The sequence below is a fragment of the Agreia sp. genome (assembly GCF_964263775.1).
In the GTDB taxonomy this organism is placed as follows: domain Bacteria; phylum Actinomycetota; class Actinomycetes; order Actinomycetales; family Microbacteriaceae; genus Agreia.
This window is the reverse complement of the sequence record NZ_CAXVWM010000080.1, coordinates 21,467-43,684: the sequence shown is the minus strand read 5'-3', so window position 1 is coordinate 43,684 and position 22,218 is coordinate 21,467. Positions and strand designations below refer to the sequence as shown.

The window sequence follows — 22,218 nt, the reverse complement described above, 5'->3', positions numbered from 1 at the left end:
CGATGAAGAAGATCGCCGATCGGGGATCTGTCAGCATCGGCGTATCCGTGGATCAGCCTCTGCTCGGGCTGGCCGACGTCAACGGAGTGCCGCAGGGATTCGATGTGGAGATCGCCCGACTGATCGCGCACTCGCTCGGGCTAAACGACGCCGAGATCACCTGGGTTCCAGTCACGGCAGCAGACCGGGTGAGTGTGTTGGCCGATCGCGACGTCGATTTTGTCGTCTCGTCTTTTGCAATGACTCTGACGAATGAGGCCTCGGTGGGCTTCGGTGGGCCCTATTACGTCGCTGGCCAGAGCATCATGGTGAACACGGGAGATACGACCATTACGGGCAAGGGGTCCGTCGTTGGTCGGTCGGTCTGCGCCGTGGCAAGCTCTGCCGCTGCCGAAAAGCTCGCGTCGCTGAGGGCGTCCGTCGTTCTCGTCGATTCGCTCTCCCAGTGCATCGAGCCGCTTCGATCGGGGGCCGTCGAAGCGGTCAGCTCCGATAACGTGCTTCTCGAAGGGTTCCGCGCGGCCAACCCTGGCCAGTTCGAGCTCGTCGGTAGTCCGTTCACGGTGCAGCCGTACGGTGTTGGCATTCGCCGCAACGACCTGCCGTTCAAATACTTCATTGACGACGTGCTCGAGGAGTCATACGCCGACGGCACGTATAAGGCCCTCTGGCAGAAGACAGCGGGCAAGACCTTGGGGTTCGTTTCCCCTCCGACAATCTCGTCGGAGTGACCCGAGGGCCGCCCGCACGCGCGAACGGCCCGAGCCGAGCTACACGAACGCGGCGAAGCCCGTGAGCGCGCGGCCGACGATGAGCGTGTTCATCTCGCGCGTTCCCTCATACGAGTACAGCGCCTCGGCGTCGGCGAAGTGCCGCGCCACGTCGTAGTCGAGCACGATGCCGTTGCCGCCGAGCGCCTCGCGGCACCACGCGACCGTCTCGCGCATCCGGGCCGTCGCATACGCCTTGGCGAGCGCCGAGTGCTCGTCGCGCTGGATGCCCTCGTCGAGCATCTGCGAGACGCGCACGACCATGCCGAGGCTGGCCGTGATGTTGCCGATCGACTTCACGAGCAGGTCTTGAATCAGCTGGTGACTCGCGATCGGCTTGCCGAACTGCACGCGCTCTTTCGTGTAGCGCAGCGCCGCCTCGTAGGCGCCGATCGAGTTGCCGACCGCTGCCCAGGCCACCTCGGCGCGGGTGAGCCGCAGCACCTTGGCGGTGTCGCGGAACGAGTTCGCATTCTGCAGCCGCAGCGACTCGGGGATGCGCACGTCTGTGAGGGTGATGTCGGCGTTCTGCACGATGCGCAGGCTCTGCTTGTTCTCGATCTTCGTGGCGACGTAGCCCGCCGTCTCGGTGGGAACGATGAAGCCCTTGACCTGGTTGTCGGCCGTGTCCTTCGCCCAGATCACCGTGATGTCGCTGAAGGTCGCGTGGCCGATCCAGCGCTTCTCGCCGTTCAGCACCCACTCGTCGCCCTCACGCGTCGCCGTGGTCGTGAGGCCTTGCGCGGAGTCGGAACCCGACGTGGGCTCGGTGAGGCCGAACGCGCCGACGATCTCGCCCGCCGCCATCCGGGGCAGCCATTCTGCGCGCTGCTCGTCGGAGCCCGTGACGCTGATCGCGCCCATCGCGAGGCCGTTCTGCACGCCGACATGCGTGGCGACGGATGCGTCGACGCGGGCGAGCTCCAAGGCGACGAATCCGCGGAACACAGCCGAGTTCTCGAACGGCTTCGTCTCGGCCCAGCCGAAGCGGTAGACGTCGAGGTCGGCGAGACCCTTCACGATCTCGTGGGGAAACGTCGCCTTCTCCCAATGGCCGTTGACCACCGGCTTGACCTCGTTCTCGAGGTACGTGCGGATCGCCGCGAGCGAGGTCTTCTCCTGGTCGGTCAGCATCGACTCGTAGCCGTAGAAGTCGCTCGCGAGGGGTTCCAAAGACATGTGTGTGCTCCAGTGCTCAGGGGTGTCCGGGTGCAACTCAACCAGCGTGACCGTTGCCGCTCCAACTGATTGGTAGTTTGGCCTAAGACTCGGCGGGCCGCACCGGGCGACGTTGTAGATCGCTCATAACCGCGCCCGCACGAATCGTTCCTCGACACTTTTGCAGAAGGGCGCCCGACGTGTTCGTTGGCATCACCAATACTCCCCGTGACTACTCGTGGGGTTCGGCCACCGCGATCGCCGAATTGCTCGGAACCCCGGCATCCGGTGCGCCCCAGGCCGAACTGTGGCTCGGCGCGCACCCCGGGTCTCCCGCTCGCATCGCCGACGGATCGATGCCGCACGGCGCCGCCGATCTCGCCGAGTGGATCGCGACCGACAGGGAGACGGCGATCGGGCGGCACGCGCAGCTTCCGTTTCTGCTGAAGATCCTCGCCGCCGACGGGCCGCTGTCGCTGCAGGCGCATCCGACCCTCGAGCGGGCCCGACAGGGGTTCGAGGCCGAGAACGCGGCGGGCATCCCGCTCGACGCACCGAATCGCAACTACAAAGACCCGCTGCACAAGCCCGAGGTCATCGTCGCCCTCAGCGAGACCTTCGACGCGCTCTGCGGATTCCGCCCGGTCGCAGAGATTCGCGAGATCGTCGCGCTTCTCGAGCGGTGGGACACAGAATCGGATGCCGCGACGCCGGCCGTTCTCGCCCCGTTCGCCTCGCGGGCGCTCGCCGGGGGCGACGAGGCACACGTCCTCCGCTCACTCGTCGAATGGCTTCTGGGCGGGTCGGAAGAGGTGGCGGCCCTCGTGAGCCGAGTCTCGGTACTCGCCGAGGAATTCGAGCCTGCCGCGGCGGGGGAGTACGCGGCATCGTTGCAGACGGTCCGCGACCTGGCTCTCGAGTATCCGGGCGACCCGGGCATCGTCACATCGCTGCTGCTGAACCGGGTGTCCCTCTCGGCCGGTGAGGCGCTGTATCTGCCGGCCGGCAACATCCATGCGTACCTGAAGGGGCTCGGCGTCGAGCTGATGGCGGCCTCCGACAACGTGTTGCGGGGCGGACTCACGCCGAAGTACATCGACGTTCCCGAACTGCTCTCGGTGCTCGACTTCGAGTCGCTTCCCGTTCCGTATCTGCGGCCCACGTTCCCGTCTGAGGGCGTGGAGGAGTTTCGGCCGGGCGTACCTGACTTCGTGCTTGCGCGGATCCATACCGAGCTGAACGAGCGTGCGGCCTACCGACCCGACGGGGCCGCGATCGCGATCTGCACCGACGGGTCGTTCGAGATCCACGGCGAGCGCAGTGACACGACCCTGGAGCGCGGCCAGTCGGTGTTCATCACGCCCGAGGAGGGCGCGATCACGTTCACCGGGGTGGGAACGATCTTCTTGGCGGCCCCGGGCGCCCCGGCCTGAACTCGCTTCCGGGTCAAGTCAGCACGTTTTGAAGGATCGCCGCCTGGCGGTGTCGTTGTGGCGGCGTTTTACTCAAGACGTGCTGACTTAGGCGCGCCCCCGGCCCTGTAGCGGCGTAGGTCTCGGGCGTCGTGAACGGCGCGTTCGATCGCCTGCAGGGTCTCCGGCCAACAATCGAACAGGTGATGAGGAAGGATTCGGATCGCCGTCTGGCCCCAGGCGAAGGACTGGAGGGTCTTGTCGTAGTCCCACATCTGTTGCCTCTCGTCGGAGTGCCATCGTTTGCTGTCCAGATCAACGGCGACGACATCGTCGATGAGTGCGTCGAACTTGCTGGAGCCCGGCACCGCCTGTTGCAACTCGACGACATGACCCAGCCTGCGCAGGCGTACCCCGAAGATGGACTCGGTACCGGAATCAGCCAGAGGGTCGAGTTCGCTCCGAAGCCGGTGGAGGCGTTTGGGAAGGGTCTCGAAAAGGAGATCGAGTTGACTGCGGGGGATGAATTGTTTCCGCAGCGCAGAGTCGATCGAGGCGATCGCGTGCTCCTCTTCTTGGCAGAGCACCGCTTGTCTCAGGGCGAGGAGCGGAGGAACGATCCAGTCTGTGGGGCCGTAGCGCGTGCCGAGAGGTATGCGCTCGATTGGACGCTGCCAGTGGATGCGGGGCACACCGGCATCTGCGAGAAAATTCGTGTCGCTTCGGGGTGTGCGTGTGTCGCGGCCGAACGCAACCACTGAGTCGACGCGCAGTCGCTTCGAACCTGCCGGCACATGCACATGCAGGCGCGTGTCCAGCCCCGCCCAGACTCCCGATCGTCGTAGGGCGCTGAGGCAACCGACCAGGCCGCCCAGTCGAACGGCTCTGCGTTGATCGAGGTCGGCTGCCGCGGTGGCATAGAGCCCGCGTCGCTCAGACACGATCAGTCTCGCCTGGCTGGCTCGTTCAATAGAGCGTGTCGAGGCCCCGGCCCGCAGGAGGGTGGCGCGGGACGCGATGCCTCCATTTCTATCGACAAGGCGGGCCACCGCGACTGCATCGGGATTGATCACAAGGAAGAGGATGGGCCTCACGGTGGGCTGCGATGGATCGGCTCTGCGGGATCAGGGGACAACTCTTCTGTGTTCGCCCAGGGGAGGGAAAGGAGCCGTCAACGTCACCGTCATCATCAAGTCAGCACGACCTCGTCGCCACGCCGAAGACGACGCCCTCCACAGCGGGGTGTACAACGGTTCGTGCTGACTTAGCGTGTCGCCCGGTCAGCTGGCGAACTCTCTGACACAGAACGTGCGGCGGTAGCTCGCCGGCGTGGTCTGGAGGGTCTTCACGAAGTGGTGGCGCATCACGGCGGCCGATCCGAAGCCCGTCTCGGTGGCGACCGCCTCGAGGCCCAAGGTCGTCTCCTCGAGAAGCTGCTGCGCGCGCATGAGGCGCTGCTTATTGAGCCAGGCGGCCGGCGTCGTGCCGAGGTCTGCGCGAAAGCGCCGCGCGAACGTGCGGGAGGACATCAGGGCCTTGCGCGCCAACTCGTCGACGGGGAGGTCGCGATCGAGGTGCTCGAGCATCCAATCTGTGACGCCCGCGAACGAGTCGCTCGGCTCTGCAGGAAGAGGGGTGGCGATGTATTGCGCCTGCCCGCCCGCACGCTGCGGCGGCACGACCATGCGGCGCGCGATCACGTTGGCCGCGGCGGCGCCGAGCTCGGTTCGCACGAGGTGCAGTGCTGCATCGATGCCGGCCGAGGTTCCCGCCCCGGTGATGATGTTGCCGTCTTGCACGAACAGAACATCGGCGTCGACCTCGATCGACGGGTATTCGCGGGCCAGCCGGTCGGCGTGCATCCAGTGGGTCGTGGCGCGCTTGCCGTCGAGCAGGCCCGACTTCGCCAGGGTGAATGCCCCGCTGCAGACCGTCAGGATCCAGGCACCGCGGTCGTTCGCCTCGTGCAGCACCCGCAGCACCTCGGGATGCAGCGGACCCTCGATGTCGTGTGCCGGAACGGCGATGAGATCGGCATCGGCCGCCGCTGACAGATCGTTCAGGATCATCATGTCGTAGCCGAGGTTCGTCGGAACGGGTCCGGGCTCGGCGGCCCCGATCGTGAAATCGAACACGGGCCCTCCCATATCGGAGCGGTCGACGCCGAAGACCTCGCAGATCACGCCGAACTCGAACGGGGCGACGTGGGGGAGTGCGATCAGCACGACCTTCTTGAGCATGGAATGTCCTTCGCGACGGTTCAGTGGCAGTAATGCGTGGTGCGTTGACATTCTTCCATCTGGTGGCAACTATTCGCAATTCGTAGCGTTACTGCCATGATGATTTTTCTCGGAGTGATGGGTGTTCTGGCGGCAGCCGCCATCGTGTGGACGATGCGAGACTGGGGGCGCGACGGCTATCGTCGCATTCCGCTGTGCAAAGGAGACGACGAATGGCGTGGCTGGTAACGGGAGGCGCGGGCTATATCGGCTCGCACGTGGTGCGGGCGTTCCTCGAACAAGACATCGAGGTGGTCGTCGTCGACGACCTCTCGAGCGGACACCGCTCCTTCGTCGATGACGGGGTGCCCTTCATCGTCGGCAGCATCCTCGACGCGACTTTGCTGCGCCAGCTCTTCGAAGACCACTCCATCTCGGGCGTCGTGCACGTCGCCGGGTACAAGTACGCCGGCGTTTCCGTGACGCGCCCCCTGCACACCTACGAGCAGAACGTCACGGGAACGCAGGTGCTGCTCACCGCGATGAGCGACGCGGGCGTCGACCGCATCGTCTTCTCCTCGAGTGCCGCGGTCTACGGAACTCCCGATACCGCCCTCGTGACCGAGGCCACGGCCAAGAATCCCGAGTCTCCCTACGGGGAGTCCAAGCTGATCGGCGAGTGGCTGCTGCGCGACCAAGGAGTCGCAGCGGGCCTGGCGCACACCTCACTGCGCTACTTCAACGTCGTCGGAAGCGGATATCCCGACCTGTTCGACACCAGCCCGCACAACCTGTTTCCCCTCGTCTTCGACGCGCTGCTCGACGGCCGAGTTCCCCGCATCAACGGAGACGACTACGACACTCCGGATGGCACGTGCGTGCGCGACTACATCCACGTGGCCGACCTTGCCCTCTCGCACGTCGCTGCCGCGCGGCGTCTGGATGCCGGCGAGCCGCTCGAGCCGGCCTACAACCTGGGGAGCGGCGACGGGGCATCCGTCGGTGAGATCATGGCCGCAATGGCCGAGGGCACGGGCATTCCCTTCGAGCCCGAGATCGCGCCGCGCCGCCCCGGCGACCCGGCACGCATCGTCGCCTCGGGCGAGCTGGCCGCGCGCGACCTCGACTGGCGGATGCGCCACACCCTCGATGAGATGGTGCGGAGCGCCTGGGCGGCACGCCAGGGCGCGTAGTCGATTCGGCGTGTCACGCCCCCGTCGATCAGCGCGACACGGCGTTTCGGCAAACCCTCCAGAAGCACTTGAGGGTTTACGATCTGCGACTTGACTCGAGCGAACTACACGGGTGTAATTAGCGGGAGGGGTTCGGCAGGTCGAATGCAGATCAGAAGGTAGAGCGTGGTATGGCTATGGAATACCGCTCAGGCGTCCCAGAAGACTGGTTCGTCGATCCTGTCAGTCTCGGAGTTCCGGGTGTTCGTCAACAGGCACCCGTCGAAGACGAGAATCCACTGGCGTGGCAGACCGACTCGCTCTGTGCGCAGACCGACCCCGAGGCCTTCTTTCCTGAAAAGGGAGGGTCGACTCGTGACGCGAAGCGCATCTGCACCTCGTGCGAGGTCAAGTCGCAGTGCCTCGAGTATGCGCTGAAGAACGACGAGCGCTTCGGAATCTGGGGTGGGCTCTCCGAGCGCGAGCGGCGCAAGCTGCGCAAGCAGGCCTAGGGTCAGAGTTTTTTCATAGGTATCCCGGCACGCCGGGGCCTGAACGGTCTGCAATGCACGCCGCCCTTAGGGTTCAAGGGATATGCGCGCCCGAGTCACAGCAGTTCTAGTCGCCTCCAACGGAGCGGACTATCTTCCGCGCACCCTCGACGCCCTCTCGGCGCAGACGAGGCGACCCGACAGCCTCATCGTGATCGACGTGGGATCGTCGGACACCACGCCCGCACTTCTGGCGGCCGCGCATCCGACCCACTTCATCCAGGCATCCGGCCGCTTGAGTTTCGGCGCGGCCGTCTCGCACGCCCTCGGCGTCGTCGCTCCCCCCGCCGACGAGAACGAGTGGCTCTGGTTGCTCGCCCACGACACCGCCCCCGAACCCGACGCGCTCGCGGCACTGCTCGCGGCGGTCGAGGTGAACCCTTCGGTGGCGGCGGCGGGCCCCAAGCAGATGGACTGGGAGCACTCCGACTACATCAGCGAGTTCGGCGAGACCCTCACGCGATTCGGGGCCACCTACTCGATGGCCGAGACCGAGCTCGACCAGGCGCAGCACGACCGCATGAGCGACGTGCTCGGCGTCGGTGCGGCCGGCATGCTCGTGCGCCACACCGTGTGGAACGACCTCTCGGGGTTCGATGACGCGCTTCCGACCGCCGACAACGGACTCGATTTCAGCGTGCGGGTTCGTCTTGCCGGCCACCGTGTCATGGGCGTGCCCGCGGCGCGCATCGCCTCGGCGGGCGTCGGACTCGCCCGCCCGGGCCCCAGTGAGCACGGGCGGGCGCGGCGCGCGCGACAGGCCGACCGACGGGCCGCTCAGCTGCATCGCCGCCTCGTCTACGCGCCCGCCTTCGCGGTCGTCTTCCACTGGCTCTCCCTCGTTCCCCTCGCCGTGGCGCGCAGCCTCGGGCAACTGGTGCGCAAACAGCCCGGCGCGATCGGCGGCGAGCTGTCGGCCGCGTTCCGCACGGCGTTCGGGTCGCGCGTCTCCGAGGCTCGTCGAAACCTGCGCCATGCCAAGCGCGTCGGGTGGAACACGATCACGCCCCTGCGCGTCCCGGGCGACGAGGTGCGCCGCCGCCGTTCCCTGCAACGGGAGATCGCGCTCACGCACCTGCGCGGAGCGAAGGACCGCATCCAGTTCGTTGCCACGGGCGGCCTGACCACCGTTCTGGTCTTCGCTGTTCTGAGCCTGGTCATGTTCGTGCCGCTGATCGGAGGGATCGCCCTGACAGGCGGATCTCTGCTGCCGGTGAGCGCCACCCTGGGCGAGCTCTGGAGCCACGTCGGTTACGGCTGGCGCGACATCGGCCTGGGCTTCGTCGGCGCCGCCGACCCGTTCACCACGGTGTTGGCCGTGCTCGGGTCGATCACGTTCTGGTCGCCATCGCTGGCGATCGTGGGCCTCTACCTCGCCGCCCTCCCGCTCGCGGCGCTGGCCGCCTGGTTCCTCGCGGCCCGCCTCACAGACAAGTCCTGGCTGCGCGCCGTAGCCGCCGTGCTCTGGGCTCTCGCTCCCACGTTTCTGGCGTCGCTCGACGGGGGTGCCATCGGCGCGGTGCTGGCGCACCTGCTTCTTCCGTGGCTCGTGCTCGCGGGGCTCGCCGCGCGCAAGTCGTGGTCGGCGTCGGCCATGGCGGCGATCCTGTTCGCTGTCACCCTGGCCGCATCCCCGTCGCTCTGGCCCGCCCTCATCATCATCTGGCTCATCTCCGTCGCCACGGCGGGCCGCAACCTCGCGCGCTATCTCGGCATCCTCATTCCCGCTGTGGCGCTGTTCCTCCCTCTGGCCTGGGATCAGTTCCGCGCGGGCAACCCCCTCGGCCTGCTCGTGGATCCGGGCGTTCCCGTGGTGCGCGAACCGGGCTCGATCCTGGCGCTTCTCAGCGGCATCCCGAACGCGGCACAGAGCGGATGGACCGGCCTGGCAGCTCTGGTCGGCGCTCCGTCGTCGGTTCTGCAGGTCGTGCTGGCGATCGCCGTCGTGCCCCTCGTTCTCGTCGCCATTCTCGCGCTCGTGCTTCCGGGTCGAAGCGTGACCCGTGCGATCATCGCCGTCGTCGGCGCGCTGCTCGGCCTCGCTACCGCGATCGCGTCGACGCGCATCTCGCTCGACGCGGTCGGTGCCGACCCGGTCGTTCTGTGGGCCGGACCGGGCCTCAGCCTCTACTGGCTCGGGCTGGTGTGCGCGGCCGTCATCGGTCTGCACGCCCTCAAGCGCTTCTCCGTCGCCCCCGGAATCCTGGCCGCGACCACGATCGTCGTGGTGGCGGTGCCGCTCGTCGCATCGACCCTCCTGGGCTATTCGGCCCTCCAGACCACCGATGGCCGTCTGCTCCCCGCCTTCGTCACGGCCGAGGCGGCATCAACGCCCCGGGTCGGCACTCTCGTTCTGACGCCCCAGCCCGACGGAGGCCTCGAATCGGCCATCGTCACCGGAACAGGCGTGACGCTCGACGACCAGTCGACCCTCGCCTCGACCAACCGCGATGCGGCGCGCGACTCCGAGCTGGCCGAGCTCATCGGCAACCTCGCCTCACTGAGCGGAACCGACAGCAGCCCGCGCCTAGCCGAACTGGGCGTCGAGTTCGTGCTTCTCGCCAACCCCGACTCCGCAGACGCCGAACCCGCATTGGTCACCACGACCACCCGTGCGACGGCTGCGTTCGACGCCAACGCCTCGCTCACGACCGTAGGCAAGACCTTCGCCGGAACCCTCTGGCAGATCACGGGCACCGAGAGCCTGTCGACCCTTCCCGAGGCGACTCCGACGAACCTCGGGTCGGCCACCGGAGTTCTCGTTCTCGTCGTTCAGGGCATCGTGTTCCTGCTGATGCTCCTGCTCGCATTGCCTGCCGGCCGCCTGCAGCCGCACGGCAGCCGCGCCGTCAGCGCTCTCGAGCCTGCCGCACCGGTCATCCCCGGCGAGCCCGATTCCGGCGGCTCCGACGATGACGATGACGACGATGACGACGATGACGATGATGACGATACGGCCGAGACACCGGATGGGCGCTCCGGCGAGACCGCCGGTGCCGCCGAGCCCGGCGCGACCGCGCGCCGCCGTCGCCTGTTCACGCGCAAGCCGCGTTTCGCCGCCGGGGCCGCCCCTGCCGAATCAGCCGCGGCCGAGGCCGCCGCCGCCGGAGCTGCTGCTGCCGCCGGAGCTGCCGCTGTCGTTGCCGCCGAGAGCTCGCCGGCCGTCCCCTCGGCGCCAGATGCGACGCGGAACGAGCCCGAGGCCGGCGCCGACCTCGAGAATGAACCCGAGGCCGAGCTGGAGCCCGATAGCGAGCGCGCTGTGGAGCCCGCTGCCGAGCCCTTTGACGAGCCCCCTGCCGAGAACCTTGCCGAGCCCGCGCCGTCGGTTCCAGCCCTGCCTGTCGTGCCAGTCGGAGTGATCCATCCGGGCGAGGACTTCGACCTCAGGGCACCGTCGGAGATCGAGCCCGTCGCCGAAGCAGAGACAGAAGCACGGGCACAGGCCGAGTCCGAGTCGCAAGCCGGCCCCGCACCCGAAGTAGAGTCGATCTTCGCGCCGCCGGCGGAGGCCCGGCCACAGCCCGGACCCGAGGCCGACCCCGAACCGGCGTTCTCGCATCCACCGGCCCTGCCCGACGACATCGACGACGGCTACGACCCCGACGCGGAGACCGTGATGCGCGTGAAACCGATCGATTCGAGCAGCGAACAGGGTGAGCACGATGGCCGCTAGACGCACCGTCATCGCCACCAGCGCCCGCGCGCTGGGAGCCGCCCTGACCCTCGGCGCGGGAGTCGCCCTCGTGGCCGGAGCCGTTCTGATTCCCCTTCCGTCGCACTCGGCCGGGGTGCCCTCGGTCGAGGTCGCACCCACGCCGCTGCCGCAGTCGCTCGTCTGCGCGGGGTCACTGCTGCAGCTGTCGAATGCAGCCGGCGGTGACGCGACAGCGGCGTCGGGCATCGGTTCGCCGCAGCGCAGCACCGGCCTCAGCGAAGAAGACGTCGACATCGAGCAGTCGGCCCTCACAGCACCCGACAACACGACGGCCGGCGACGAGACCGGTCCGATTGTCGTGACAGCACCGGATGCCGACCCGGGCGTTCTCGTGGCCGCCGCCCAGTCGGTCGCGGTCTCGCAAGACGACGTCGCGGGGCTGGCATCGACGAACTGCGCCGAGGCGCGGGCCGACACCTGGCTCGTCGGGGGAGCGACCACCGTCGGGCGCACGAGCTTCGTGCTGCTCAGCAACCCGTCTGATGTCACGGCCGACGTCGACCTCACGTTCTTCGCTGAGAACGGCCGGCTCGATGCTCCCGGTTCGACCGGTATCGCGGTGCCGGCCCGATCGCAGCGCGTCTTCTCGCTCGCGGGATTCGCCCCGAATGCCAAGTATCCCGTCGTTCACGTGGTCAGCACCGGCGGCTACGTGGCAGCCAGCCTGCAGCAGACCGTGATTCGGGGCCTCGAACCCGGGGGAGTGGAGCTGGCCGGACCCACCGCGGCGCCGTCGACCTCCCAAGTCTTCGCGGGTGTGAAGATCACGGGCACATCGGCGATCGCCGAGCGGCTCTCCGCCGATGGCTACGCCGATCTGCAGGCCGCCCTGCGCGTCTACGTTCCCGGCTCGGCCGACGCCGCCATCACCGTCTCGGTCGCGAGCGAGAGCTCCGGTTCCGCTGACGGCTCGTACACCCTCAATGCCACGGGAGGCGTCGTCAGCGAACTCCCGCTGAAAGATCTTCCCGACGGCACGTATTCCGTGACCCTCGATTCGACCGAGCCGATCGTCGCATCCGCACGCACGTCTGCCCTGTCGGCCGGGGCCGTCGACTTCGCCTGGAACCAGGCGGCCGCGCCGCTCGACGCCGAGGTTCTCGTACCGATCGCGCCCGGCCCGGCCCCGCGCATCCACCTGGCGAATTCGGGCGACGACGAGGCGACCGTCGAGTTGCGCACGGCGTCGGGCGCCGAGGTCACGATCGTGGTGCCCGCGGGCGGCACGAAGGGCCTCGATGCCCAGCCCAATACGGTGTACACGGCGACGATGACCGACGCGGTGAGCATCAGCGTCGGCTACAGCAGCGATGGCCAGCTCTCGGCCTACACGGTCGCGGCTCCGAGTGAACTCGCGGCGCCGATCGTCGTCTACCCGTAGTTCGGGCGCCGGCACTCGTCGAGGCGAACAGCGCCTAGAAGTGGCGGAAGCCTTCGGGCGCGAGATCCCACGGATCTTTGCCGAGGTACTCGGCCACCGCGCGAAAGACGCAACTCTCGATCAGCATGCGCCGATGGGCCTCGTCGTCGCGATGCAGGTGGGCGAGCCGTTCGATCGGAACGCGGTAGAGAATGATGCGGTCACCCAGCACCCGCCACCGCTCGACACCCGAGTCCGCGGTTCCCGGCTTGCCGTTCGCGCCATAGGGCAGCGCCCCGATCTCGAACACGGCGTCGGCGAGCTCGTTCGGCCAGATGCTGCGCAGGTACTCGGCCGTGGATGCGACGGTGCTGTCGAAGAAATCGATGCGCGTGTTCAGCATGGGCAGATGCGGCCCGGTGACCGCCGAGCGGAGCCCTCTGCCGTGGCGGTTTCGACCGGATCGTCGAGACGAGGCTGGTGCGATGCGACGTGAGCGAGCCATGGCCAGAGTCTATTCTCTGCGGTCGCGCGCGATCGCACGAGACGGAACGCGCGACACACGACGGAGCCTGACGGCCCGGTGCACGGGGCGGGCGTACCGTGAAGAGTGATGACTCTTCGACCGTGTTCCCGTGTGGCGTGCCCCGATGAGGCCATCTCCACCCTCACGTACGTGTACGCCGATTCGCTCGCCGTGCTCGGGCCGCTGAGTCTCAGCCACGAGCCGCACAGCTACGACCTGTGCATCCGTCATTCCGAGCGACTCAAGGCGCCGCAGGGCTGGCAGGTCATGCGTCACGTGCAGTTCACCCAGTAGGCGCCCGCAGGGCAGCACCTCTTTACACTGGAGTCATGACTTCTGTTGCTTCCCCGGTGACCACCCTGCCCTTCAAGGTCGCCGACCTGACCCTGGCCAAGGCCGGCCGCCACCAGATCCGTCTCGCCGAGAACGAGATGCCCGGGCTCATGTCGCTTCGCGCCGAGTTCGCCGACTCCCAGCCGTTGGCGGGCGCCCGCATCATGGGTTCTCTGCACATGACCGTGCAGACCGCCGTTCTCATCGAGACCCTCACCGCCCTCGGCGCCCGCGTGCGCTGGGTCAGCTGCAACATCTTCTCGACCCAAGACGAGGCGGCCGCCGCTATCGTGGTCGGCGCAACCGGTACCCCCGATGCCCCGGCCGGCGTTCCGGTCTTCGCCTGGAAGGGCGAGACGCTCGAGGAGTACTGGTGGTGCACCGAGCAGGCCTTCGACTGGTCTTCCGAGGCCGCAGCCGACGGCGCCGACTACACCGGGCCCAACATGATCCTCGACGACGGCGGAGACGCCACCATGCTCGTTCACACGGGTCGACGGTTCGAGCTCGACGGCGCCGTTCCCGCGAGCCAGCCCTCCGACAGCGACGAATACGGAGTCGTTCTCGACCTGCTGCGCCGGTCGCTCGCGTCGTCGACCGACCGCTGGACCCGCATCGCCGCCGACATCCAGGGCGTGTCTGAAGAGACGACCACGGGTGTGCACCGTCTCTACGAGCTGATGTCTTCGGGCGAACTGCTCTTCGCGGCCATCAACGTCAACGACTCGGTCACCAAGAGCAAGTTCGACAACAAGTACGGCATCCGCCACTCGCTTCCGGATGGCCTGAACCGCGCGACAGACGTTCTCATCGGCGGCAAGGTCGTGTTCGTGGTCGGCTACGGCGACGTGGGCAAGGGCGCGGCCGAGGCGCTCCGCGGGCAGGGCGCCCGGGTGATCGTGAGTGAGGTCGACCCGATCTGCGCGCTGCAGGCCGCGATGGACGGCTACCAGATCGCGCGGCTCGAGAGCGTGATCGGCGATGTCGACATCATCGTCACGGGCACCGGCAACGAGAACGTCGTCACGGTCGAGCACATCCAAGCGCTCAAGCACCTGGCGATCATCGCCAACGTCGGCCACTTCGACAACGAGATCGACATGGCCGGGCTCGAGAGGCTCGAAGGGGCCGTCAAGGTCGAGATCAAGCCGCAGGTGCACGAGTGGCGCCTGCCCACGGGTCGCAGCGTTCTCGTGCTGTCGGAGGGGCGCCTGATGAATCTGGGCAACGCCACCGGCCACCCCAGTTTCGTCATGAGCAACTCGTTCACCAACCAGGTGCTCGCCCAGATCGAGCTCTACGCGTTCGGCGAGCGCTACCCGATCGGCGTCTACGTGCTGCCCAAGCACCTCGACGAGAAGGTCGCGCGGCTGCACCTCGACGCACTGGGCGTCGAGCTGACCGAGCTCACCCCCCGGCAGGCCGCCTACATCGGCGTTCCGGTAGAGGGGCCGTACAAAGTCAACCACTACCGCTACTGAGTTCAGCGGCGCGGTCGCCAGGCCGCTCGCCGCACGGGTCGGCGGCCGCAGGAGTCAGCGGCGCGGAAAGCCGTGCGGAAGACTGTGCAGAAGCGGATCGAGGCGGTTCAGCGCGGTCTTCTGCAGCGAGAGGGCGGCGTATTCACGGTCGCGGCGTACTGCGGCGACACCCGAGAGGAAGAGCGCCGGGTGCACCTCGGGAATGGGCGAGACGAACGGCGTGACCTCCGCCGCCAGTTCTCCGGCGAGGCGCTCCCTCGTCGCCGGCGCCATGCGCGGCGCCTGAACCAGAAACTGGGCAACGCGATTGCCGAGCCTGTCGGGCATGCGCGCGACGTCGACGACCTCGGCCCAGGCCTGCAGCATCACGGGTACACCGCGGGCGTGGCTGACGGGCACGGGCACTCGTTCGTGCTGGCTGTAGGTGCCCGCGAGGAGATCGCCGAGACGCTTGGACCTGCCGTTCAGCAGTGCGGTGACCACGGCGATCGCTCCCAGGGTCAGGTAGATCTCGAGCACGCCGACGAGACCCCGTATCACTGAGTGCCTGATCGAGATGGCGCCGCCGTCGTCTCGCACGACGCGGGCGCCGACGGCCAGCTTGCCTACAGAGCGTCCCCTCAACACCACCTCGAGCGTGGTCGGCACGACGACGAAGCAGAGCACGAGGGCCGACACGCTCAGCGTGGCCGTGAGGGCCTCGTCGAGAACTCCGCTCTGGGCGAGCGCACCCACTCCGAGAACGAGCACGATCAACAGGGCCACCGAGATGACGAAGTCGATCGCGGCTCCGCCGGCGCGAAGAACGAACCCTGCAGGACGCACGTCGAGGGCCACGGCCTCGCCGATCAGCAGCTCGTCGTCGGCGTACGCGTCGGCGAGAGGATCGGCGAACGCTGAGGCTGAGGCGACACGAGCGTTCGTCATGCATACAATTCAAGCAGATGGATCTCGACGCCTACACTGCAGCCCACCGTGACGAGTGGAACCGTCTCGACGCGCTCGGCCGACGCCGTCAGTTGTCGGGCACCGAAGCAGACGAACTGATCGAGCGCTACCAGGCGGGAGCCTCAGACCTCTCGGCCATCAAGACCTCCGCAGGCTCCACCGCCCAGGGTGCGCAGCTGTCGCTGTTCCTCTCCCGGGCCCGCCTTCGCTTCACCGGGGCGGGCACCAATGTTCTGCGGCAAATTCCCACGTTCTTCGTGCTGCAGCTGCCTGCAGCCCTCTATCGCATCCGCTGGCTCACGCTCGTGCTGGCGGTCGTCACCGTCGGGGTCGCCGCTCTCTATGCGCTGTGGGTGTCGAATGATCCCCAGGTGCTCGCCAACCTCGGCTCCGACGCCGAACTCAAGAAGCTCGCCGACGAGGACTTCGTCAACTACTACTCCGAGAACCCTGCCGCCTCGTTCGCCGGTCAGGTGTGGACGAACAACGCCTGGCTCGCCGCTCAGTGCATCGCCTTCGGCATCACCGGATTTTATGTGCCGATGCTCATCATGGCGAACGCCCAGAACCTGGGCCTCAGCGCCGCCGTGCTGTTCCACTACGGTCAGGGCGACACGTTCTTTCTCTACATTCTGCCGCACGGGCTTCTCGAGCTCACCGCGATCTTCGTGGCCGGGGCCGCAGGCCTCCGCATCTTCTGGGCGTGGATCGCGCCCGGCGCGCGCACACGCGGGCAGGCCCTCGCAGAAGACGGGCGCGCGCTCTTCACTGTCGCCCTCGGCCTGGCGATCGTGCTCTTCGTTTCAGGAATCATCGAAGGCTTCGTCACGCCCCAGCCCTGGCCGTGGACCGTGAAGATCGGAATTGGCGCCCTCGCGCTCGCGGCCTTCCTCGCCTACATGCTGATCCTCGGCAGAGCCGCCGTGCGCGCGGGCCAGACGGGCGACCTCGACGAGTTCGAGGCCGGCGCCACGCAGCTCACAGCGGGCTGACCCGCGCGACTCGGTCCGGGCCGGGCCGGCCGCGCCGGGCCGGCCTCGCGGGAGCCGACCCGGCGCATCTATTCGTCACGAAACGCGCGCACAGCCGACAATGAGAGCATCTCGCGACCAACGGATGCGCGCAGCGCCCCTCACGGTCGCCATCCGCGGGCGCGGAGGGCGCGTTCTACTCGCGCGATCGCGGTCGCACCGCCCGCGAACAGTGCGCCTTTTCTGATGCGCACCACACTCCAGCCCGCTTGGACCGCGTCTTCGATCTTGATCTCGTCGCGGTCGTACTGCCGATCGTCGAGTCGGTGCTGCTCGCCGTCGTACTCGACGATCACCATCCACCGCGGATGCACCTGATCGAAGCGTCCTATCCACCGTCCTGTGTCGTCGTAGAGGGTGAGATTGAGTTGCGGCTCAGGCAGCCCGGCGCGCTGGAGGAGCAGGCGAAGCAGGGTCTCTCGTCTCGATTCGGCGCCGTCCCGCACATCTCCGAGAGCCCTTCGTGCGGCCCGTGCCCCCGGGCCGTGATAGCTGTCGACGCGTGCGCGCAGCTGCTCGACGGTGACGTAGGGGCGCCGATCGTCTGCTCGCTGCCGAGCCGGGGTCAGCACCAGATGGTCGGCCGCAGCAACGAGGTCATCGTGCGACAGGAAGGCCGCCAGGTGGCACCACGTCGTGGCGGCATCGGTGACCGGAACACCGAAGCGTCTGACCCCCGTGGCGCAGGGATCGGTGAGTTGGTGCCCGGTCACGCCGGGTCCACGCGGCCTCGCTGTCGGTGCTCTGACCGACACATGCACACCCTCACGAGGGCTGAACGTCGTCGGCAGGGGAATGCCCCACACTCGCGCAGCGGTCAGATGCGAGAACACCTGCCCCGCGCGCGATCGTGCCAGAAAGGCCGATCGCGCGAGCTGCTCGGTGTGCTTTGCCCCCGCCGGCACACGAACCCCTCGGTGCATGGTGCTGAGATCGCGCCCGCGCAGGCGCCCCCGTCCTATTCCGGCGGAGTCCGCTTCGCGCACACCGAAGGCTCGCCCGGCAAGATGAGAAGGCAGCGGCTCAGGGGGTTTCACCCCCACACAATGCCGCACTAGGCGCCAGGCCCGCGGATTTCATCCACAGGCGCCCTCGTCGGTGAATCCATCCGTCACCAGATGCGCCCATCGCCGGAAATGAGAGCGTGTCGCGACGGATGGATGCGAGCCGCGCCGGGTCAGAGGCGGCCGGCGGCCTTGAGGGCGAGGTAGCGGTCGGCGACGAGGGGCGGCAGCGCGGCGGGGGAGCCCGTGACCACGTCGCCGCCCAGTCTCGTGATCGCCGACGTGACCCGGGCCATGTCGAGCAACGAGCGCTCCGCCGACGCGGCTCGATAGGTCTCGTCGCGATCGCCACGCACAGACACCGCTCGCAGAACCTCTGGATCGGATACCGCCGCCACCAGGACCGTGTGCCGCTGGGCCAGCTGCGGCAGCACGCTCAGCAGTCCGCTCGACGACGCGGGGGTGTCGATCGTCGTGAGCAGCACGACGAGTGCCCGCTGGTTCGTGACGGCGCGAACCTGCGCCGCCACCGAAGCCCAGTCGGTCTCGAGCAGCTCGGGCTCGACCGTCGCCATCGTGTCGACCATCCGCGACAGCAGTTCACCGCCGCTCGCTCCAGTGACACGGCCCCGGATGCGGCGGTCCCACGCGATCAGGTCGACCCGGTCGCCAGCCCGCGTCGCGAGGGCGGCGAGCAGCAGAGACGCCTCGATCGACGTGTCGATGCGCGGTTCGTCGTCGATGCGCGCCGCCTGCGTTCGACCGGTGTCGATCACGATGACGATGCGTCGATCCCGTTCGGGCCGCCACGTGCGAACCATGAGTCTCTGCTCGTGCCCGGCCCGAGCATCCCCCTGCCGCGCCGTGGCGCGCCAGTCGATCGAGCGCACATCGTCGCCGCGCACATACTCGCGCAGGCTGTCGAACTCTGTTCCCTGGCCCCTGATCTGCACGCTCGTCGCCCCGTCGAGTTCACGCAGGCGGGCGAGGCGCGACGGCAGGTGCTTGCGGGAGGTGAACGGGGGCAGAACGCGAACACGCGCGGGGCTCGCGAGCGTGGCCTGCCTGGCCCAGAGCCCGAGGGGCCCGAAGCTCCTCACGGTGAGCCCGGCCGTGCGCCTGTCTCCACGACGGAACGGTGTCAGCGCCATGCGCAGCATCCGGCGTTCGGATGCGGGCACCGAGATCGTCTGGCGCGTCACGGCGGCGCCGGCCGACGGCTGCCAGGCGTCGCGCACGAGGCCGCGAAGCGTTCTGCGATTCTCGTTGGTGACATAGACCTCGCTCGAGACCGTCTCGCCGAGCCGCACTCGATTCGGAAGCGCCCTTTCGACGACCAGCCGGCGAGGAGACGCCGCGAGCAGGAGGTCGACGAGACCTGTGACGATGGTCAGCAGCAGCCAGAGCACGAGGGTGAGCTCGGCCTGGTGATAGGCCTCGCCGAGCAAGACCACGGGAACGACGCCCAGGGCGACGAGCAGAACGTAGCGACCCGAGACGGCCATCAGCGTCGGCGCTTTCGAGGCGTCATCAGATGGGAACCTGAACCTGGCTGAGGATCGAGCGCAGGATCGAGTCGACCGAAACGCCCTCGAGTTCGGCCTCGGGGCGCAGCTGGATGCGGTGGCGGAGCACCGGGAGCACCATGGCCTGCACGTGGTCGGGGGTGATCGCGGGGGAGCCGTTCAGCCAGGCCCAGGCCTTGGCCGAGGCGAGCAGGGCTGTGCTTCCGCGCGGGCTGACGCCGAGCTTCACCGACGGGCTCTGCCGCGTGGCGCGGGCCAGGTCGACCGTGTAGGCGAGCACGTCGGGGCTTGCTCCGACGGAGGCCGCAGACGCCTGGGCCTGGCGCAGTTCGGATGCCCCGAGCACGGCGGTCAGGCCGGCGCCGGCCAGGTCGCGCGGGTTGAAACCGGCGGCGTGACGTTCGAGCACGGCGATCTCGGTGTCACGCGGGGGAAGATCGAGAACGAGCTTGAGCATGAACCGGTCGAGCTGGGCCTCGGGCAGCGTGTAGGTGCCCTCGTACTCGATGGGGTTCATCGTTGCGGCCACCATGAACGGGTCGGGCAGGGGGCGGCTGAGGCCGTCGACGCTCACCTGCCGCTCCTCCATCGCCTCGAGCAGCGCCGACTGGGTCTTGGGAGGGGTGCGGTTGATCTCGTCGGCGAGCAGGATGTTCGTGAACACCGGGCCCTCACGAAACTCGAAGTCGCCCGACTTCGCGTCGTAGACGAGCGACCCGGTCACGTCGCCGGGCATGAGGTCGGGAGTGAACTGCACTCGGGTGGTGTCGAGCGAGAGCGCGTGGCTCAGCGAGCGCACCAGGAGGGTCTTGGCCACTCCGGGGACTCCCTCGAGCAGCACGTGGCCCTTCGCGAGCAGGGCGACGATCAGGCCCGTCACGGCGCCGTCCTGGCCGACGACGGCCTTGCCCACCTCGGCACGCACCCGGCCCAGCGCCTCGCGGAGCTGATCGGGGGTCTGTTCTGGCTGGTCTGTCATGGTCGGCCTTTCGGTGAAAACGCGGGCAGGGGGAATCGCGTGATGAGGCGCCGCGTCACGGGCGGACCGCCCGGGTCACGGCGCTCTCGAGCAGCTGGAGGCGGTCGGAGAGGACGATCAGCTCGGCCTCGCCCGAGGGCGTCGCCGCCACGAGAATCGACCGGATGTCTGCGGCCGGCCAGTCGGGCACGACGGCGGCCGCCGAGGCGACGACCTCGTCGACGGAGGCGTTGCGGGGCAGGCCCAGCACCGACGACAGGCGGGTGATCGTGCCGATGCGCAGGGAGTCGAGTGCGTGGGTGTGGGCGCCCGCCCGGGCGTAGAGGCGCGCGCGTCCCTCCATCGTTTCGCGGGAGCGCACCGTGACCGGAAGGTTCTCGACCACGAGGGCGCCGAGTCTGCGGCCCCGCCAGATCGCGGCGGCGATGAACGTGAAGACGGCGAGCAGCAAGACCGGCGTCACCCAGTCGGGCGTGAGCGATGCGATGTCGGCGGGGCCGTCGGCCTCGATGTCGTCGGCCGTAGGCACGTACCAGACGAGCGTGTCGTTCTCGCCCAGAATGCCGAGCGCGAGGGCCGCGTTGCCGGCGCCGGCGATGCCCTCGTTGCTCAGCACATCCGCGGTTCCGAGAATCGTGACCGTGCGCTCGGCCGTCTCTGTGCGCACGACGGAGTAGGCATCGTCGGAGCTGCGGAAGCAGAGGTCGGTGGTGGTGCCGGCCCTGGTGTCGTCGGAGGAGACTGCGGAGGAGGAGGCGCGGTAGGTGCGCCCGTCTCCGATGATCGCGCCGGCGCGCACGGCGGCGGGCAGTGAGCATCCGGCCTCGACCCCGTCGGTCCTCTCGGGCGGTCCGGCCGGCGCGATGCCGGGAGCGAAGGCGCGGAGCTCATTCGACCCGGGCAGAAACAGCACCACCCTGTCGGCGATCTCGGCCGCATCGGCCAGTCGCGCGTCGCTCAGAAAGGCGTCGGGATCGGCGAACGCGAGCGTGACATCGGGAGAGGCGCTGACCACGTCGCGCGCCTCATCGAGCGTGTCGGCCTGCACCACGTCGACGCCCTGCTGTCGCAGCACCTCGGCCAGTGCCTTGCTGCCGTCGGGCGCCGCGTTCGTGATCGAGTACGGCGCGCCACTGCCGCCGACGGTTCCGGATGCGACGGCCACGACGAGCAGGCCGACGATCGCGATGGCGGCGAGAATGAGCCAGAACCGCCAGCGTTTCGCCGCGGCGCGGAGCGTGGACGTCGTCGCCTCGGCTCGTGAGGGCCCGGCCGGAGAGTGCCCGACCGGAGGGTGCCCGGCGGGAGCGGGCCCGACGCGCTGGGCGGCGGGGGCGCTCATAGCGCTGCCCCCGCGCCGGCAACCCGGTCGAGTCGAGCCGGCCGGGAGGCGGTGATGTCGCGATCGAGGGTGGACACCTCGTCGAAGGCGTCGCGGCTGCCGGGCTCGTCGAGGTAGCGCACGCCGTCGAAGGCCCGCGCTCCCCGTATCAGTCGGTCGGCCTGATCGGGGAACGCGCGGCCCGCGCGCACGGCGAACTCCTGCGCCGTGGTGCCCGGGGTGACCGAGACCACGGTGCGTTCCGCGAGCTGGCGTGCGATCGCCCGGAACATCTCTTCGAGCGCCAGAACATAGTCGCCGGCAGCCGCGGCCCCGTGCGCCGAGGCGCGGAGCTCGGCCGACGTGCGCGCGTCGTCGCCGCCCGCGAACAGGGCGCCCGCAGACGAGCTCTTTCGCCGCAGCCGCGGGCGCCCGAACACGAAGAACGCCGCCACGATGAGCCCGACGATAAGGACGGTCACGACGAGGGGAAAGAGATCGGGCACCGACCCGTCTTCCGGGGCGCGAAACGAACCGAGCCAATCCTGGAGGGCCTGGGCGATGCGGTCGATCAGCGTCGGCCTGGCCGCCGCGTACTCGGGCTTACCCAGCTCGTCGAGCAGCAGCTTTCGGGCGTCGGGCGCATCCGGATCGACGGGGATGTCGGCACGGAGCAGCACGGACGAGGTGGCAAGCGCAAGCATGGGTA

The 22,218-nt window shown here is 68.4% G+C and carries 20 protein-coding genes; 10 read left to right on the top strand and 10 right to left on the bottom strand.

The genetic code is table 11. The annotated features are described in order from the left end of the window. A partial coding sequence (locus ACE5CZ_RS06685) for a transporter substrate-binding domain-containing protein (RefSeq protein WP_374946555.1) occupies positions 1-731 on the top strand: 731 nt, incomplete at its 5' end. 39 nt (positions 732-770) lie between these two features. Here ACE5CZ_RS06685 and ACE5CZ_RS06680 read toward each other — a convergent pair. After that, entirely contained in the window at positions 771-1,949 is a 1,179-nt protein-coding gene (locus ACE5CZ_RS06680) for an acyl-CoA dehydrogenase family protein (RefSeq protein ID WP_374946554.1), read from the bottom strand. Positions 1,950-2,128: 179 nt separating this feature from the next. On the opposite strand from ACE5CZ_RS06680, the gene manA reads away from it, so the two are divergent. After that, complete coding sequence (manA, locus tag ACE5CZ_RS06675) at positions 2,129-3,361, top strand: mannose-6-phosphate isomerase, class I (protein WP_374946553.1); 1,233 nt, start codon at positions 2,129-2,131, stop codon at positions 3,359-3,361. Positions 3,362-3,429: 68 nt separating this feature from the next. Here the strand turns inward: manA and ACE5CZ_RS06670 are convergent, their stop codons facing one another. Continuing rightward, positions 3,430-4,281 carry a hypothetical protein gene (locus tag ACE5CZ_RS06670; protein WP_374946552.1) on the bottom strand — a complete coding sequence of 284 codons (852 nt, stop codon included), beginning with the start codon at positions 4,279-4,281 and terminating at the stop codon, positions 3,430-3,432. 339 nt (positions 4,282-4,620) lie between these two features. After that, positions 4,621-5,580, bottom strand: a complete 960-nt coding sequence (locus tag ACE5CZ_RS06665; RefSeq protein ID WP_374946551.1) for a GlxA family transcriptional regulator — start codon at positions 5,578-5,580, stop codon at positions 4,621-4,623. Positions 5,581-5,676: 96 nt separating this feature from the next. Here ACE5CZ_RS06665 and ACE5CZ_RS06660 point away from each other — a divergent pair, with 96 nt between their 5' ends. The 5 genes from ACE5CZ_RS06660 to ACE5CZ_RS06640 all read left to right on the top strand — a co-directional run bounded on the left by ACE5CZ_RS06660 (position 5,677) and on the right by ACE5CZ_RS06640 (position 12,381). Next, complete coding sequence (locus ACE5CZ_RS06660; protein WP_374946550.1) at positions 5,677-5,808, top strand: hypothetical protein; 132 nt, start codon at positions 5,677-5,679, stop codon at positions 5,806-5,808. Further along, positions 5,793-6,752: a UDP-glucose 4-epimerase GalE gene (gene galE / locus ACE5CZ_RS06655; RefSeq protein WP_374946549.1), complete on the top strand. Its 960-nt coding sequence runs from the start codon at positions 5,793-5,795 to the stop codon at positions 6,750-6,752. The genes ACE5CZ_RS06660 and galE overlap by 16 nt, the downstream gene beginning before the upstream one ends. A 170-nt stretch (positions 6,753-6,922) precedes the next feature. Beyond that, positions 6,923-7,243: a WhiB family transcriptional regulator gene (locus ACE5CZ_RS06650; RefSeq protein ID WP_374946548.1), complete on the top strand. Its 321-nt coding sequence runs from the start codon at positions 6,923-6,925 to the stop codon at positions 7,241-7,243. Between the two features lie 82 nt (positions 7,244-7,325). Beyond that, positions 7,326-10,958 (top strand): glycosyltransferase, encoded by a 3,633-nt coding sequence (locus tag ACE5CZ_RS06645; protein WP_374946547.1) that lies wholly within the window; start codon positions 7,326-7,328, stop codon positions 10,956-10,958. Further along, positions 10,948-12,381, top strand: a complete 1,434-nt coding sequence (locus ACE5CZ_RS06640) for a DUF5719 family protein (protein ID WP_374946546.1) — start codon at positions 10,948-10,950, stop codon at positions 12,379-12,381. The genes ACE5CZ_RS06645 and ACE5CZ_RS06640 overlap by 11 nt, the downstream gene beginning before the upstream one ends. 34 nt (positions 12,382-12,415) lie before the next feature. Here the strand turns inward: ACE5CZ_RS06640 and ACE5CZ_RS06635 are convergent, their stop codons facing one another. Next, positions 12,416-12,865 carry a metallopeptidase family protein gene (locus tag ACE5CZ_RS06635; RefSeq protein WP_374946545.1) on the bottom strand — a complete coding sequence of 150 codons (450 nt, stop codon included), beginning with the start codon at positions 12,863-12,865 and terminating at the stop codon, positions 12,416-12,418. Between the two features lie 108 nt (positions 12,866-12,973). Between ACE5CZ_RS06635 and ACE5CZ_RS06630 the strand changes: the two genes are divergently transcribed. Together ACE5CZ_RS06630 and ahcY are read left to right on the top strand one after the other, a co-directional pair. Then, entirely contained in the window at positions 12,974-13,180 is a 207-nt protein-coding gene (locus tag ACE5CZ_RS06630) for a DUF3499 family protein (protein ID WP_374946544.1), read from the top strand. 35 nt (positions 13,181-13,215) lie between these two features. Continuing rightward, positions 13,216-14,700 (top strand): adenosylhomocysteinase, encoded by a 1,485-nt coding sequence (ahcY, locus tag ACE5CZ_RS06625; protein ID WP_374946543.1) that lies wholly within the window; start codon positions 13,216-13,218, stop codon positions 14,698-14,700. Positions 14,701-14,754: 54 nt separating this feature from the next. Here the strand turns inward: ahcY and ACE5CZ_RS06620 are convergent, their stop codons facing one another. Further along, a complete protein-coding gene (locus ACE5CZ_RS06620; RefSeq protein ID WP_374946542.1) occupies positions 14,755-15,627 on the bottom strand; it encodes an RDD family protein in 873 nt (290 codons plus the stop codon). 17 nt (positions 15,628-15,644) lie between these two features. Between ACE5CZ_RS06620 and ACE5CZ_RS06615 the strand changes: the two genes are divergently transcribed. Continuing rightward, positions 15,645-16,640, top strand: a complete 996-nt coding sequence (locus ACE5CZ_RS06615; protein ID WP_374946541.1) for a stage II sporulation protein M — start codon at positions 15,645-15,647, stop codon at positions 16,638-16,640. A 140-nt stretch (positions 16,641-16,780) separates the two neighbouring features. Here ACE5CZ_RS06615 and ACE5CZ_RS06610 read toward each other — a convergent pair whose 3' ends face one another. The 5 genes from ACE5CZ_RS06610 to ACE5CZ_RS06590 all read right to left on the bottom strand — a co-directional run bounded on the left by ACE5CZ_RS06610 (position 16,781) and on the right by ACE5CZ_RS06590 (position 22,213). After that, entirely contained in the window at positions 16,781-17,392 is a 612-nt protein-coding gene (locus tag ACE5CZ_RS06610) for a hypothetical protein (protein WP_374946540.1), read from the bottom strand. A 464-nt stretch (positions 17,393-17,856) separates the two neighbouring features. Next, positions 17,857-19,188: a DUF58 domain-containing protein gene (locus ACE5CZ_RS06605; protein ID WP_374946539.1), complete on the bottom strand. Its 1,332-nt coding sequence runs from the start codon at positions 19,186-19,188 to the stop codon at positions 17,857-17,859. 25 nt (positions 19,189-19,213) lie between these two features. After that, positions 19,214-20,188 (bottom strand): AAA family ATPase, encoded by a 975-nt coding sequence (locus tag ACE5CZ_RS06600; RefSeq protein ID WP_374946538.1) that lies wholly within the window; start codon positions 20,186-20,188, stop codon positions 19,214-19,216. Between the two features lie 55 nt (positions 20,189-20,243). Beyond that, positions 20,244-21,530, bottom strand: coding sequence for a DUF4350 domain-containing protein (locus ACE5CZ_RS06595; protein ID WP_374946537.1), 1,287 nt, complete (start codon positions 21,528-21,530; stop codon positions 20,244-20,246). After that, positions 21,527-22,213, bottom strand: a complete 687-nt coding sequence (locus ACE5CZ_RS06590) for a DUF4129 domain-containing protein (protein WP_374946536.1) — start codon at positions 22,211-22,213, stop codon at positions 21,527-21,529. Before ACE5CZ_RS06590 ends, ACE5CZ_RS06595 begins: the two co-directional genes overlap by 4 nt. Between the last annotated feature and the right edge of the window lie 5 nt (positions 22,214-22,218).